Here is a 14,644-nt window from a genome sequence, read left to right as displayed (position 1 = left end):
TTAGGCTCTTTTGCTCCAGGCGCGGTCGCCCGAAGCGGGGGAATTGTCGTCTTCTACCAGTTCGGCACCCGGGAAGGCGGCAAAGGCTGCCTCGACCATCGGGTGCGCGCGCATCCTGGCCTGCGCATCGGCTTTCGCGACCTCCTCGAGCTCGCGCAGCGAAGGCGAGCCGCCGCTTGCGAGCTTCTCGACATCCCAGCGGTTGCCGGTGAGGCGCAGCAGCGCATCGCGGATATCGGAGGTCGGGTCTTCGACGAAGCCGTCGACCAGCGCGAAAGCGAGCTTTCCGTCTTCGAGCGTTTCGACCCGCAGCCAGTCGCGCATGATCTGGGCGACGCGCATGTAACCGGCATGGTCGAGCTGGTCGACCAGTTCCTTCCAGTCGATCTTGGCCGTCGGGCCGGAGGATGCGGCCGTGCCGCCGCCTGCCGAGGCGGGAGCAACGCCCGTTTCGGCAAGATGTTCGAGCTTCTTCGCCAGCTTGCCCGGATCGGGCATGTCGGCTGCATGCAGCACGCGCAGCAGCGCCATTTGCGCGCTTGCGAGCGGGTCGGGCGCCTGGCGAACCTCGTCATAGCCCTTGAGCAGCAGCTGCCACAGGCGGTGGAGCTGTCCGGCCGTCAGGCGCTGCGCCCATTCGCCGAGCGCCGCGCGCTCTTCCTCGCTCGGAGCATCGACTTCGCCGCCGCCGATCTGGGCAACGGTAATGCGATGCACGAGGTCCATCTGCGAGCGCATCAGCGCAAGCGGCTCGACGCCGAGCGCGTACTGGTCGGCAATCGCGCCGAGCAGGCTTTTCGCATCGCCGTCGAGTATGAAACCCAGAAGACGACGCTGCGCGCTCTTGTCGGCTAGGCCGAGCATGTCGCGTACCCGCGCCGCGGTTACCTTGCCTTCCGCATCGAGGTCGGCATGGGCAATCGCCTGGTCGAGAATCGAGAGGCCATCGCGGGCCGAGCCTTCGGCCGCAGCGGCGATGATATGCAGCGCCTCGTCCTCGGCCTCGACCTGCTCCTGCTCGCACACCCAGGCGAAATGCTTGTGCAGCAGGTCCATCGGGATGCGGCGCAGGTCGAAGCGCTGGGTGCGGCTGAGCACCGTGACCGGCAGTTTGTCGACCTCGGTGGTGGCGAAGAGGAACTTCACATGCGCCGGCGGCTCTTCCAGCGTCTTGAGCAACGCGTTGAAGGCGTTGCGGCTGAGCATGTGGACCTCGTCGATGATGTAGATCTTGTAGCGCGCCGAGACCGCCGCATAGCGTACCGCCTCGATGATCTCGCGCACGTCGTCGACACCGGTATGGCTCGCGGCGTCCATCTCGATCACGTCGATATGGCGGCCTTCCGCGATCGCGGTGCACGGCTCGCACACGCCGCAGGGATCGATCGTCGGACCGCCCTGCCCGTCGGGCCCGATGCAGTTGAGCGCTTTTGCAATGAGGCGCGCGGTCGAGGTCTTCCCGACCCCGCGCACGCCGGTCATCAGGAAGGCATGCGCCAGCCGATCGCGCTCGATCGCATTGGCGAGCGTGCGAACCATCGGCTCCTGGCCGACAAGCTCGCTGAACGTCTGCGGGCGGTATTTGCGCGCAAGCACGCGGTAAGGCTGGTTGCCCTCTGCCTTCGGTGCATCTGCCGCTGGAGCGGGAGCGGGTGCGGGAGCCGGAGTATCATCGGGAGCGCCGAACATGGCGGACTGGCCGGCAGCCTCGAGTTCGGCAGCGCTCGGAGCGTTGTCCTCTTCCTCGGTCTTCCAGGGAAGGTCGTCTGCAGTGTCCGGTGAATCACCCATGCAACCTAGCTAGGCGCTGGCGCAGCGTTTGTCATCGCGGAGGCGGACGGAAAATTGGGCAGAGAAATGAAAAGGTGCCAGGCGACCCGCCGCAATCCACCTGGGCTGCTTCCTTCCGGACCTGACCCGGTGAGCGGACGCAAACGTCCACCTGACACCCGGCGCGCCATATGGCGACGCTTCGCGGCAAAATCAACCGCCAAGATCCGGTCAATTGCCCATTCATTCCCCGCGCGTTAGACCGCTTCAGACAGGGAGGAGATTTTCGTGAAATTGCCGATCCGCAGACTGGGCTCTTGCTTTATCGCCATTGCGCTGTGCGCACCGGTTCCGGTTAGCGCGCAGGATTTCGACTTCGGCGATGACGAGAGCATCTTCGCGCGCGACGGCGAATGCGACGATATGCGCTTCGAAGGCGCAGGCATGACCGATACCCCGCTGCTCGAAAGCGATATCGGGCACGATGCGACCGATTGCCGCGTGGCCTACGAACAAGGCCGCCTGACCTATCGCGGAGACGGTCCTTCCTCGGTCCGCGATTCGAGCATGATCATCTGGGGCGACGACAACGGCCAGTGGGCAAACGACGGCGAGTGCGACGACATGCGCTTCGAAGGTCCGGGCATGACCAGCACGCCGCTGCTCGAAGAAGACGTGAAGCACGATGCGACAGACTGCCGCCTCGCCTACGAGCAGGGTCGTCTCGATCTGAAGGGTTACTGACCGGCGCCTGGCGCGACCGGCATCAGCAGCAAATCAGCGGAAATTGTCGGCGTAGGCCTGCAGCTTGAGCGTGCGCGGCGGCGTTGCGTGAACGCGCGCGGCGATGCCGTATTTCGCGGCATATTCCTTGGCCGCTTCCTTGGTCGGGAAGGTCAGCGTGACCTGCGTCTGCGTGTCGCCGCTACCGGTCCAGCCCATCAGCGGATCGGGCTTGCGTGCCTCGGACTGCTCGAATTCGAGCACCCACTCGTCCATCCGGGCCTTGCCGGACTGCATTGCACTTTTCGGTCGCTGATAGATACGCGCTGCCATGGCGCGCGGATTGGCGAAAGCGCGGCGGAAAATCAAGAGCGATTGAACGCGTTCTTCGTCTTGAGGCTCGGCTTTTCGAGCCAGGGTTCGTCGGGCCAGCGGTGCTTGGGATAGCGGCCCTTCATGTCCTTGCGCACATCGGCCCAGCTACCGCGCCAGAAACCGGGCAGGTCGCGGGTCGACTGGATCGGACGGCCTGCCGGGCTGGTGAGCTTGAGCAGGAGCGGCGTGCGCCCGATCATCGGGTGACGTTCTAGTCCGAACAGCGCCTGCACCCGCACCTCGACCGACGGCGCATCATCGCCGGTATAGTCGATCGCGTGATGCGTACCGGCGGGCGAGACGAATTCGCGCGGGGCGTCATTGTCGAGTTTCTGCCGCGCGTCCCAGTCAAGCTGCGCAAGAAGCGCGTCGACAAGCTTGCCCTTGCTCACGGAAAGGTCGCGGCGTCCCTCCAGCAACGGCCTGAGCCAGAGGTCGGCTGCGTCGCGCAAAGCAGCCTCATCGAGAGCCTCGATGCCGGCATAGCGAGCGCGCGCGAGCAGCTCTGCCGGCAGGATTGCCCCCAGCTCCTCGACAGCCTTTTCCACAAGCCTGTCCACAAGAGCCTCGGGGTCGGGATCGGGATCGGGTCCGCTCGCCAGCGTGATCGCGCCGATGCGGCGCTCCAGCCGTGCTTCGACGCGTTTATCATCACTATTCCAATTGATTACGGACCGTTTCTCAATCAGTTTGCCAAGATGCGTCTCGACCTCCTGCGCGGTGAGCTGCGCTGCCGAGGTGATCCGCGCACCGCTCGCGCGGCCCTGCGCATCGGAGATCACCAGCCACTCTGCCCTCGCGAGCGAGGAGGCGGGATCGAGCTGGAAGCCCCTGCCCCCGGCGGCAAGCCACTGCTCGCCCGAAGCTTCTCGGCGCTTCGCCACGAACTCGGGCCGCGCCATCGCGAGATAGAGCGCCGGATTGAGGTCGCCCTCCTTCTTCGATGTGACGAGCTTCTCCGCCGCGCGCGCCCATCGCTCGGCGAGCTTGCGCGAGCTTTCGGCGCGCCTTCCCCGCTCGCCATCCCAGCGTGACAGGCGGTTGAGCAGGTCGTCACCCCTGCCGCCCAAACCGCGCTCCTGCGTCAGCAGCACCAGCTTCGCAGCTTCGAGCGCCTGACCCTGTTCGGCCGCAAAGAGGATCGCGGCAGCCGAAACTGGATCGACCGGCAAGCTCGCGACCTTCTCCCCGAACGGCGTGATCCGCCCATCTCCGTCCAGCGCGCCCAATTTTTCGAGCGCGCCACGCGCCGAGGCGATCGCTGCGGCGGGCGGCACGTCGAGCCACGGCAATGCTGCCGGATCGCCCGTGCCCCATTTCGCGAGCTTGAGGACCAGCGGCGTCAGGTCGGCAGTCGTGATTTCGGGCGGATCGAATGCCGGGCGGCCCGCGTGTCCGGCCTCGTTCCACAGGCGGTAGGCGATACCCGGTTCCTGCCGGGCGGCGCGGCCTGCCCGCTGCGCCGCGGCGGCCTGGCTTGCATTGACGGTTACGAGATGCGTCGTGCCCGCCGCCTTGTCGAACTCCGCCCGCCGCGCGAGGCCGCTGTCGACCACCACCGACACGCCGTCGAGCGTGAGTGACGTCTCGGCAATGGCAGTCGCCAGGACGATGCGGCGACGGCCCTGCGGATCGCGCTTGATCGCCGCACGCTGGGCAGCCGGTTCGACCTGCCCGTGCAGAGGCAGGACCGGCACTTCGGGCAGGCGCTCTGCCAGCCGTTCGCGCGTTCGCTCGATTTCGCCGACGCCCGGGAGGAAAGCGAGGATATCGCCCGAAGTCTCGCGCCATGCAGTGAGGACCGCCGCGCTCACGGCATCCTCGATCCGCGCATCGGGTGAAGCGCCGAGCCAGCGGATATCGAGCGGATAGGCTTTGCCCTCGCTCTCGACGACCGCCGCATCGACTCCCAGCAACCGGGCGAAGCGTGCACCGTCAATCGTGGCGGACATGACGCAGATGCGCAGGTCTTCGCGCAGGACCGCCCTGCTTTCGAGCGCCAGCGCGAGCCCCAGGTCGCTGTCGAGATGCCGCTCGTGAGCCTCGTCGAACAGCACTGCCGACACGCCCTGCAGCTCCGGGTCCTCGACGATGCGGTTCACGAAGATCGCCTCGGTGATCACGAGGATGCAGGTGCGCGCCGATTGCCTGCTGTCGAGGCGGGTGAGGTAGCCGACCGTTTCGCCCGCCTTCTCGCCGAGCATCTCCGCCATGCGCTCGGCAGCGGCGCGGGCGGCGACGCGGCGCGGGCTCAGCAGGATGACCTGCCCGCTGCACCAGTCCTCGCCGATCAGCGCAGGTGCGACCGCCGTCGTCTTGCCCGCCCCCGGCGGTGCGACGAGCACGGCAGCGCCCGCACTCGAAAGCGCGTCGAGCAGAGTCGGGAGAACCTGGTGAATCGGAAGGGCATCGGACACGCAGCGCTCTTCGCACAAAGCGCCGCCATGCACAGCCCCGCGCGGGCAACCCGCTGGATTTCCGCCCAAATCGACCACTCAGCCGCAGAAATTGGCGGAATTGCCGATTCGCTGGTAGTTTCCGCGTGGGGAGCAGTTCGACAACAGGCCTGCAAACGACCCGGAGAGGTCGCGGGGTCCGACTGTAACTGATGGGGAAACATTCATGAAAACGATCACAGCATCTCTGGCTGCAATTGCGCTCGCCATGAGCGTAACCGCCTGCAACGGCGCGGCCGACGGTGACGAGACGGCGACTGCCGCTGCCGCCGGCATTGCCGGTACGTGGACGATCAATCTCGATTCCGCGCAGTGGGAAAATGCCAACAGCAACTACGTGGTGGCCGACGGCGAATACACCTGCAACAGCTGCATTCCGCCCTACTCCATGCCCGCCGACGGCGCATGGCATAAGGTCGACCGGCCGGGTGCAGACGAGATCATGGTCAGCGTGGTCGACGACAACACGCTCGCCTTCGCCTCCCGCTTCGAGGGCGAGGACCAGGGCAAGTCGACCTGGACCGTGTCCGAAGACGGCCAGTCCATGACGATCGACTGGACCAATTACGAGGACGGCGGGACCACCGTCACCGGCAAGTCCAACATGACCCGCGTTTCGGCAGGGCCGGACGGCTCGCATGCCGCTTCGGGCGAATGGGCTCCGCAGAACGTCTCCGAAATGTCGGAGGAAGGCCGCACCGTGACCATCACCGAGGAAGGCGACACGATCACCTTTGCCAGCACGGGTGGCGGCTACACCGCGACGCTCGGCGGCGATCCCGTCGCGATCGAGGGCGACAACAGCGGCACGATGGTCGCGATCGAGAAGACCGGCGCGAACACCTATCGCGAAACATTCACCCGTGACGGCGAGACGACCGGCGTCAACGAGTGGACGATCGATGGCGACACCGTCACCGTCGTGGCGAGCGATCCGCGCGACGACAGTAAAGTCACCTGGACTGCAAGTCGCAGGTGACGACCCCGGGAGCCCCGGTCCGCTTCGGCGCGACCGGGGTTTTCGGCTTACCCGGAATTCGGACTAGTATCCGCGCGCGACCGCGAAATGGGCCGCTTCGGCCATGGCGGCGCGCGCCTTGTTGTCGGGGAAGATCGAGATCGCATCGATCGCCCGCTCGGCAAAGTGCCGCGCACGTTCGCGGGTCGCTTCGACCGCGTCGTATTTCGAGATGAGCGCAATCGCTTCCTCGAGGTCGGCGTCCGAGGTCCGGTGGCCGGAAATCGCGGCCTTCCAGAACTTGCGCTCTTCCTCGGTCCCGCGCGCATAGGCGAGGATCACCGGAAGCGTCATCTTGCCTTCGCGGAAATCGTCGCCGCGATCCTTGCCCATTTCGGCAGCATCTGAATCGTAATCGATCGCATCGTCGACAAGCTGGAAGGCGACGCCGAGGTTGCGGCCGTAGTCGTCGAGCGCCTGCTCCTGCCGTTCGTCGCATTCGGCAACGACGGCGGCGATCCGGCTTGCCGCTGCGAACAGCGCAGCGGTCTTGGCGCCGATGATGTGGAGGTAGCGTTCCTCGCTCGTCTCGATCTTGCGCTGCGCGGTCAGCTGGTCGACCTCGCCCTCGGCGATAATCGCGCTCGCGCTCGAGAGGATCTTGAGAACCTTGAGGCTGCCGTCCTCGGTCATCAGTTCGAAGCTGCGGCTGAACAGGAAGTCGCCGACCAGCACGGTTGCCGGATTGCCGAAGATGATATTGGCCGCCGCCTTGCCGCGCCGCATCTCGCTGCCGTCGACAACGTCGTCGTGCAGGAGGGTCGCAGTGTGGATGAATTCGACTGCCGCGGCGAGCTTGTAATGCCGCGTGCCGTTGTAGCCGACCAGCTCCGCCCCTGCGAGCGTCAGCATCGGGCGCAGCCGCTTGCCGCCGCCCGAAATCAGGTGGCCGGCAAGTGCCGGGATGAGCGGAATTTCGCTCTGCATGCGCTCGAGAATGACGGCGTTGACCGAGTTCATGCCCTGCGCGGTCAGCGCCAGCATGGGATCAAGCGTCGGCTTCTTGCGCGGTAGGGGGACGACCTCGGCTGTCATAGCGTTTCCGCCATGAAACCCATTTGCCTGCAAGGCAAGCTTGGAAGTGTGGCAAAACGCATGATAGGCGTTGCGTCATGAGCAACGATACCGCGCCCGATCCGCAGCTTGCCGCCTATCGCCAGAGCATCGACAACATCGATGCAGCGCTGATCCACATCCTCGCCGAACGCTTCCGCATCACGCAGGCGGTCGGCGAATACAAGGCGAAGACCCAGCTGCCGCCAGCCGATCCGGGACGCGAGCAGAAGCAGATCGCGCGGCTCCGCAAGCTGGCGGAGGAAAGCCAGCTCGACCCCGAATTCTCCGAGAAGTTCCTCCGCTTCATCATCGACGAGGTGATCCGCCACCATGAGCAGGCCCGCCGTGATTGAGCGCGCATTCGACAAGCCGAGCCTGCGCCTGCGCATCGCGAAGACGCTGTTCAAGCTGCTGCCCGAGCCCTTCCCGCCGGCCGACGAGATTCGCCAGAAGCTGGCAGAGCGCGAGCCTCCGCAGGCCGCGCCCATGCCCAAGGCGGTCGAAAAGCAGTTCGTTGTCGAGAAGAAGGATCACGGCGGGATTCCGGTCTACCGGCTGACCCCGCGTTCGGGAGCGAGCGACTGGCACATCGTCTACCTGCACGGCGGCGGCTACGTGAACCCGATGCATGCAGTGCACTGGGGCGTGCTGCGCGCGCTGGGCGAAGCGACCGGGGCGACGATCACCCTGCCGCTCTATCCGCTCGCGCCGGAACACGACTACAAGCCGGGGCGCGACCTCGTGCTCGGCATTTACGACCAGATCCGTTCGGAGAACCCGCAGGCGAAGATCGCGCTGGCGGGCGACAGTGCGGGCGGCAATTTCGCGCTTGGCACGGCGATCCGGCTGCGCGAGGCAGGCAAGCAGCAAGCCGATGCGCTGGTGCTGTTCTCGCCCTGGATGGACCTGACCCTCGCCGACGAGCGGGCCCGCGCGGTCGAGGAGCACGACATCATGCTCGGCGTCGACCGCTTGCGCATTTGCGGGGAAATGTGGGCGGGCGAGGATGATCCGTCGCGCGTCGACCTCAGCCCGCTACATGCGGAGCTTGCAGGCCTGCCGCCGATGGCGATTTTCCAGGGAACGCACGACCTGCTGTGCGTCGATGCGCGCAGCTTTGCCGAGCGTGCAGGCGCCGAGGGACACGACGTTCGCTATGCCGAATATGAAGGCGCGTTCCACGACTTCATGATTGCGACCTTCACGCGCGAAGCAAAGAATTGCTACGCGCGTGTGGCCGAATTCCTCAAGGCGAAGGCCTAAGCCTTAGTCGTCCTGCTTGCGCGCCCGCGTGGTGCTGCGCGGGTTGCTCCGCTGCGGGCGGTTCTCGGCCGTCGGTTCGGGACGTGCTGCAGGTGCCGGACGGGCGACCGGGGCGGGCGCGGTGCGGGTGCGCTGCTGGACCGGAGCCACGGCCGGGCGCGGCGCCGGGCGCTGCTGCTGGACGACCGGAGCCGATGTACGCGGCGGCCTGCTGCGCTGGATCGGCGGGACCGGCTGGCGGGCCGGAGGTGCAGAGACTGCGGGCGCTCCCGAGTTCTGGCTGCCGGTATAGCCGCTGCGGTTTCCGCGGCGGTCGCCCCTGCGCTCGCCGCGATCCCGGCGCTCGCCCCGCTGGTCGCGGTAGGCATCGCCCGAACGGACATCGCGATCGGGATTCAGGCCGAAGCCCTTGCGCTGCTCGCGCCGCTCGCCGCGATGGCGATCGCCGTCACGATGGCGGCGACGCTGGTCGCGATAAACGCCGTCATTGCCGCGCGTATAACCCGACCAGTTCGCATGCCCGCCATGGCGGCCGCGGCGGCCTTCCCAGTAGTGGCGGTGATGGTCGCGCCAGCGATGGCGACTGCCCCACTGGTCGTAGACGTAGATGCCGACGCCGGGGTAGTAATAGTCGTCGTACCAGCCGTACCACGACGCGTCGTAGTAGCTGTCGTAGTAATAGGGATCGTCGTAACCGACGCCGACCGCGCCATAATCGAGGAAGGCGGCACAACCGCCGAGCGGAATTGCCGCTGCCGCGACCAGCGCGATTTTGAGTTTCGAATGAGCCATGCCCCGTCTCCCGATTCGGAAAAGCGTTAAGATATTCACGCTTTTTGCTGAACGAGATTGAATGGCAGGTGAACCCGTCAGAGGCTCGCTTCGTCGCTCTTGCCAAGGCCCGCTCGCGGCAGGATCAGGCGCACCAGCAGCCCGCCCAGATCCTCGCTCTCGTCGAGGTCGACCGTGCCGCCGTAAATCTCCGCCACGTCGCGCACGATGGCGAGGCCGAGGCCGGTCCCGGGCTTGCCGGTGTCGAGCCTAGCGCCGCGATCGAATATCTCTTCGCGCTTGTCTTCCGGGATGCCCATGCCGTCATCCTCGATCCAGATTTCGCAGCGCTTCTCGTCCTCGGGCTTCGCATCGACCGTCACGAACACGCTGCCACCGCCGTATTTGGCGGCATTCTCGATCAGGTTGCCGAGGATCTCGTCGAGGTCCTGCCGTTCGATCGCAACCTGCGCATCGCGGTTGCCGTCGAGGTCGAAGCGCGTGCGCTCGTAAATGCGGGTGACCGCGCGCAGCACCGATTCCGCGCTCGCCCAGACCGGTGCGCGGGACAGGCCCGTTGCGCGCCGCCCGACCGCTCTCGCCCGCGCGAGGTGGTGGTCGACATGGCGCTGCATGACTTTCGTCTCGCGGAAGACGTGCCCGGCAAGTTTCGGGTCCTGCGCGGTGGCGGCATTGGTGAGAACGGTCAGCGGCGTCTTGAGCGCATGCGCGAGGTTGCCCGCATGGGTGCGCGCTTCCTCCGCCTGCTTCTCCGAATGGGCGAGCAGCATGTTGAGCTCCTCGACCAGCGGCTGCACTTCGAGCGGGAGCGGATCGGTTACGCGGTTCGAACCGGTCGTCCGGATGCGCTGGATCGCCGCACGGATACGCCTCAGCGGCCTGAGGCCATACCAGCTTTGCAGGGCCGCCATGATGATGAGGCCAAGCGCAAGGACGGCGAAACTCCAGACCAGGATCGAGCGGATGCGCGCGATCTGCGCGTCGAGCTCTTCACGCGCGGATGCGACCGCGAAGGTCCAGCGGGAATCGCTGTCGGGCAGGATGACGGTGCGCTCGACGATGCGCAGCGGCTCGTCGGGCCACTGGTTGCTGTCGTAGAAATGCGGGTCGGTATCCTCGTGATCGCGCTGCAGCGTCAGCGTGTTGTCCCACAGCGAGCGCGAGGGATAGCCTTCGCGCCCGTCGGCGCTGATCTGGAAATAGATGCCGCTGTTCGGCTCGAGGAAGCGCGGTTCGCCGAGGATGCGGTTGAAATAGACCTCGCCATCGGGGCCGACTTCCGCCGTCACGATCATCGCGTTGAGCAGGTAATTCAGCTGCTCGTCGAAATTGCGCTGGACGAGGCCGGTGAGCGTGCGGTCGAGCGCGAACCCGCCCGCTAGCAGCAGGACGAGGATCCACGCGCTCGCGATCGCCATCATGCGGCGCGAGATGCTGCCGGTGTGCGGAGGCGCCGCCCCGCCCGCGATTTCCGCGGCAACCGTCGCGTCGGTCACCGCGTCATCGACCGGGCGCGAGGGCGCTGTCGACGCGGACATCGCGGCAGGTGCGTCCTCAGGCTCGGGGCGCGTCTGCGGGGTCGTCGAGGCTGTATCCAAGTCCACGGATGGTCGTGATCACTTCGGCACCGAGCTTCTTGCGAATACGCGTGACGAAGACTTCGATCGTGTTGGAATCGCGGTCGAAATCCTGGTCGTAGATATGCTCGATCAGTTCGGTACGGCTGACCACCTTGCCCTTGTGGTGCATGAGGTAGCTCAGCAGCTTGTATTCCTGCGCGGTCAGCTTGACCGGCTCGCCCTTGAGCGTGACGCGGCCCGAGCGCGTGTCGAGACGCACGTCGCCAGCGGTCAGCTCGCTCGAGGTGTTGCCCGAGGCACGGCGGATGAGCGCGCGCAGGCGGGCGATGAGTTCTTCGGTCTGGAACGGCTTGGCGAGATAATCGTCCGCGCCCGCGTCGAGCCCGGCGACCTTGTCCGACCAGCTGTCGCGCGCGGTCAGGACCAGCACGGGGAAATCGCGCCCTTCCTTGCGCCACATGCCGAGCACGGTGAGACCGTCGATTTCCGGCAGGCCGAGATCGAGGATGACGGCATCGTAATCCTCGGTTGCGCCGAGGAAATGGCCGTCTTCGCCATCGGTGGACAGGTCCACCGCATAGCCGTTCTGTTCGAGCGTCGACTTGAGCTGCTTGCCGAGTGTCGGTTCGTCCTCGACGATCAGTATGCGCATAGTCGTGTGGTCCCCTTTGCTACGCGTTCGCTAAGTGGTCTTTTGTTGCAAACGCGTCAACTCGCACGGCGTTTCTGGCTGTTAGCGGCTGCGGCGCAGGATGCGGCCGGTGCGCGCGTCGACATCGACATACATCACCCGCCCGTCGCGGATGAACTTGAGGCGATAGGCCATCGCCGCGCTGTCGTATGCCGGGCCGAGATATTCCGCCCCGCGCATGGTCGGCAGCACGCGTCGCTCGATCTCGCGCAGGGGAAGGACGTTGCCCGCACGCATTTCCTTGCGCGCCTCGCCCTGGTCGTTGCGCGACTGCGCCTGTGCCTGCGCCGCGGGCACGGAAAGCCCGCCGGCAAGCATCGCGGCAGCTAGGATGGAGGCGGTAAGATTGCGCATAGTGGTTATGTGCCTAACCGGAACGCATTGAACAAGTTCTGAATGGGAACGTTGCCACCGGTTCAGGCAATCAGCGCCCTTCCATCTCGTAGACGACGCTGACCGTGACGCTGGTGCCGATCAGGCCCGGCTCGACCGGCGCGCTGATCGGCGGCGGAGGCGGGGCGGCTTCCTGCACGGCCACGGTGCGCAGCATCGGCTGCGGGTAGTTCGAGTTCACGCTCTCGCTGACCTCGAGCAGGCGGATGTTAGAAAAGCCCGACCAGTTGGCATAGTCGCGCGCCATCGCCTCGGCGCGCTTCATCGCCGCCTGCCGCGCCTGCGCCTTGGCCGCCGTATCGTCCTCCATCGAGAAAGACGGGCCGCTTATATCCGTCGCCCCTGCCGCGACCAGCGCGTCGAGCAATTCGCCGGTCTCGTCGATTTCGCGCAGGATCACGCTTACGCGGTTCGATGCCTGGTAGCCGGTGAAGACCTGCTGCTGGGTCGCGCGATTGTAGTCGTATTGCGGATAGAGCGAGATGCCGCTGGTCTGGATATCGCGCTCTTCCACCCCGAGGGCTTTCAGCCGGTCAATCACGGCGGTCATTTCGCGCGCATTGGTGCGCATCGCTTCGACCGCGGTCTTGGCGCGGCTCGAAACGCCAGCGCCGATGGTCACCATGTCCGGCTCCGCCTTCACCGTTTCGGTCACGGAAAGCTGCACGATCGGTCCGTTCGAGGTCACCTCGACATTGGCAAGCGCGGGGGTCGCGAGCGACAGGGCTGAGACGGCAGCGAGGGTTTTCAGGGCGTTACGGGTCATGGGAATGCTCCTTGGAAAAGCGATCTGGATCGATAGGTCGCCTTTCACGGGTTACGCACGGCTGAACCTGCTTGTTCCCTTCCAGTCATCTTCGCGGTCATCTTCACAGGCAGCGCCGCTTCCCCTACTCACGCAATCCAAAGGGGACACAGATGACACGCCTTCGCCTGACCGCACTCGCCCTTGCAGCGAGCCTTTCGGTATCCGTCGCAGCCGAACCGGCCATCGCGCAATCCGCCATGGAGCGCGTGCCCGATCGCCAGCCCGGCGAAGGCGAAGGACCGTACGAGCGGCTCGTCATTCGCGGCGCGATGATGATCGATGGCAGCGGCGCCCCGCCCGAAGGTCCGGTCGATATCGTCGTCGAGGGCAACCGGATCGAGGCGCTGGCACGTGGCGGCGCGTCGCAGGATGTCATCGCCTCGGCCAGCCGGGTGATCGACGCGGGCGGCATGTATGTCATGCCCGGTTTCATCGACACGCACGGCCACAACGGCGATCCGCGCAAGGCGGCGAACCCGTCCTACGGATACAAGCTGTGGTTGGCACATGGCGTGACCAGCGTGCGCGGCGTCTCGTTCTATTTCGGGGCCGGCGCGCCCGATCTCGACGATGCATCGCGCAGCGCGGCGAACACCATCGTCGCCCCGCGCCTGTTCCCTTACGCGGTGTTCGGCGACAAGTGGGGCCGCCCTGCCCCGACGACGCCGCAAGCTGCGCGCGAGTGGGTCCGCTGGACCAAGGCCGCGGGCTATGACGGCATCAAGTTCTTCAACAACGAGGGCCCTGCCGTACTCGAAGCCGCGCTCGACGAGGCGGAAAAGCAGGGCCTCGGCACTGTCGCGCACCTCGGCCAGCGCGGCGTCGCGGAAGTCACTGCACGCAAGGCGATCGAACTGGGCATGGACGGCGTGACGCATTTCTACGGCCACATGGAATCGCTGCTCGCCGACGGCGCGCTGCCGAAATACCCGGCCGGTTACAATTACCTCGACGAGCAATCGCGCTTTTCCGAGGTCGCGCGGCTGGCCGACCAGATCGTCGAGCCGGGCAGCGAGGAATGGGACGATTACGTCGATTTCCTCGTCGAGAGCGAAGTCACGCTCAGCCCGACGTTCAATATCTATTCCGCCAGCCGCGACGTGATGCGCGCCCGCACGCTCGAATGGCACGAACGCTACACCATCCCCACGCTGATGGATTTCTACGCCCCGAGCCTGACCAATCACGGCAGCTACTATCACGACTGGTCGACCGAGGACGAAGTCGCCTGGCGCGCTTTCTACCAGCCGTGGATGCAGCTCACCAACGAGTTCAAGAACAAGGGTGGCCGCGTCACCGTCGGATCGGACCCGGGCTACATCTACCAGACCTGGGGCTTCGCCTATGTCGGCGAGATGGAGATGCTGCAGGAGGCGGGTTTCACTCCGCTCGAAGTGATCCAGGCAGCGACCATCAATGGCGCGCGCGAGCTATATGAACCGAAAGGCACCGAGCCGCCGATGGGCCGCATCGCGCCGGGCAAGCTGGCCGATCTGGTGATCGTTCCGGCGAACCCGCTGGCGAACCTCAAGGTGCTCTACGGTACCGGCCACCTGCGGCTCAATCGCGAGACGAACCAGCTCGAGCGGGTCGGCGGCGTGCGCTGGACGATCAAGGACGGCGTGGTTTACGACGCGCCCGCCCTGCTCGAGGATGTCGCCGCAATGGTGAAAGCACAGCGCGCCGCGCAGCAGTAGAGCTTGCAGCTTCCGGGCGGCG

Annotated in this window: 14 protein-coding genes and 1 other RNA gene; 5 read left to right on the top strand and 10 right to left on the bottom strand. The window is 65.9% G+C overall.

Features of this window, described 5'->3' with window-relative positions:
* Together EO245_RS07235 and ffs are read right to left on the bottom strand one after the other, a co-directional pair.
* Entirely contained in the window at positions 1 to 1,791 is a 1,791-nt protein-coding gene (locus EO245_RS07235; RefSeq protein ID WP_128892291.1) for a DNA polymerase III subunit gamma/tau, read from the bottom strand.
* A 67-nt stretch (positions 1,792 to 1,858) separates the two neighbouring features.
* An RNA gene (ffs, locus tag EO245_RS07230) (signal recognition particle sRNA small type) lies at positions 1,859 to 1,953 on the bottom strand.
* A gap of 105 nt (positions 1,954 to 2,058) precedes the next feature.
* Here ffs and EO245_RS07225 point away from each other — a divergent pair.
* A complete protein-coding gene (locus tag EO245_RS07225; protein ID WP_128892290.1) occupies positions 2,059 to 2,514 on the top strand; it encodes a hypothetical protein in 456 nt (151 codons plus the stop codon).
* Positions 2,515 to 2,547: 33 nt separating this feature from the next.
* Here the strand turns inward: EO245_RS07225 and EO245_RS07220 are convergent, their stop codons facing one another.
* Positions 2,548 to 2,826 (bottom strand): ETC complex I subunit, encoded by a 279-nt coding sequence (locus tag EO245_RS07220; RefSeq protein WP_128892289.1) that lies wholly within the window; start codon positions 2,824 to 2,826, stop codon positions 2,548 to 2,550.
* A gap of 32 nt (positions 2,827 to 2,858) precedes the next feature.
* On the bottom strand, positions 2,859 to 5,285 hold the full coding sequence (gene hrpB, locus EO245_RS07215; protein WP_128892288.1) for an ATP-dependent helicase HrpB: 2,427 nt from the start codon (positions 5,283 to 5,285) through the stop codon (positions 2,859 to 2,861).
* 205 nt (positions 5,286 to 5,490) lie between these two features.
* Here hrpB and EO245_RS07210 point away from each other — a divergent pair, with 205 nt between their 5' ends.
* A complete protein-coding gene (locus EO245_RS07210) occupies positions 5,491 to 6,303 on the top strand; it encodes a hypothetical protein (protein WP_128892287.1) in 813 nt (270 codons plus the stop codon).
* Positions 6,304 to 6,366: 63 nt separating this feature from the next.
* Here the strand turns inward: EO245_RS07210 and EO245_RS07205 are convergent, their stop codons facing one another.
* On the bottom strand, positions 6,367 to 7,377 hold the full coding sequence (locus tag EO245_RS07205) for a polyprenyl synthetase family protein (protein ID WP_128892286.1): 1,011 nt from the start codon (positions 7,375 to 7,377) through the stop codon (positions 6,367 to 6,369).
* 77 nt (positions 7,378 to 7,454) lie between these two features.
* Between EO245_RS07205 and EO245_RS07200 the strand changes: the two genes are divergently transcribed.
* Both EO245_RS07200 and EO245_RS07195 read left to right on the top strand, forming a co-directional pair.
* Positions 7,455 to 7,751: a chorismate mutase gene (locus EO245_RS07200; RefSeq protein ID WP_128892285.1), complete on the top strand. Its 297-nt coding sequence runs from the start codon at positions 7,455 to 7,457 to the stop codon at positions 7,749 to 7,751.
* Entirely contained in the window at positions 7,729 to 8,661 is a 933-nt protein-coding gene (locus tag EO245_RS07195) for an alpha/beta hydrolase (RefSeq protein ID WP_128892284.1), read from the top strand. Before EO245_RS07200 ends, EO245_RS07195 begins: the two co-directional genes overlap by 23 nt.
* 3 nt (positions 8,662 to 8,664) lie before the next feature.
* Here the strand turns inward: EO245_RS07195 and EO245_RS07190 are convergent, their stop codons facing one another.
* The 5 genes from EO245_RS07190 to EO245_RS07170 all read right to left on the bottom strand — a co-directional run bounded on the left by EO245_RS07190 (position 8,665) and on the right by EO245_RS07170 (position 12,883).
* Positions 8,665 to 9,453: a hypothetical protein gene (locus EO245_RS07190; protein WP_128892283.1), complete on the bottom strand. Its 789-nt coding sequence runs from the start codon at positions 9,451 to 9,453 to the stop codon at positions 8,665 to 8,667.
* Between the two features lie 77 nt (positions 9,454 to 9,530).
* Positions 9,531 to 10,991: a HAMP domain-containing sensor histidine kinase gene (locus EO245_RS07185; RefSeq protein ID WP_128892282.1), complete on the bottom strand. Its 1,461-nt coding sequence runs from the start codon at positions 10,989 to 10,991 to the stop codon at positions 9,531 to 9,533.
* A gap of 16 nt (positions 10,992 to 11,007) precedes the next feature.
* Positions 11,008 to 11,685, bottom strand: coding sequence for a response regulator transcription factor (locus EO245_RS07180; protein WP_128892281.1), 678 nt, complete (start codon positions 11,683 to 11,685; stop codon positions 11,008 to 11,010).
* An 81-nt stretch (positions 11,686 to 11,766) separates the two neighbouring features.
* A complete protein-coding gene (locus EO245_RS07175; RefSeq protein ID WP_128892280.1) occupies positions 11,767 to 12,078 on the bottom strand; it encodes a PepSY domain-containing protein in 312 nt (103 codons plus the stop codon).
* Positions 12,079 to 12,148: 70 nt separating this feature from the next.
* The gene (locus tag EO245_RS07170) at positions 12,149 to 12,883 is read right to left on the bottom strand and encodes an SIMPL domain-containing protein (RefSeq protein ID WP_128892279.1); all 735 of its coding nucleotides are present in this window, start codon (positions 12,881 to 12,883) and stop codon (positions 12,149 to 12,151) included.
* 152 nt (positions 12,884 to 13,035) lie between these two features.
* Here EO245_RS07170 and EO245_RS07165 point away from each other — a divergent pair, with 152 nt between their 5' ends.
* Complete coding sequence (locus EO245_RS07165) at positions 13,036 to 14,622, top strand: amidohydrolase family protein (RefSeq protein ID WP_128892278.1); 1,587 nt, start codon at positions 13,036 to 13,038, stop codon at positions 14,620 to 14,622.
* Positions 14,623 to 14,644 lie beyond the last annotated feature (22 nt).

This window comes from Erythrobacter sp. HKB08 (assembly GCF_004114695.1).
GTDB lineage: Bacteria > Pseudomonadota > Alphaproteobacteria > Sphingomonadales > Sphingomonadaceae > Parerythrobacter_A.
This window is presented reverse-complemented; position numbering and strand designations above follow the sequence as displayed.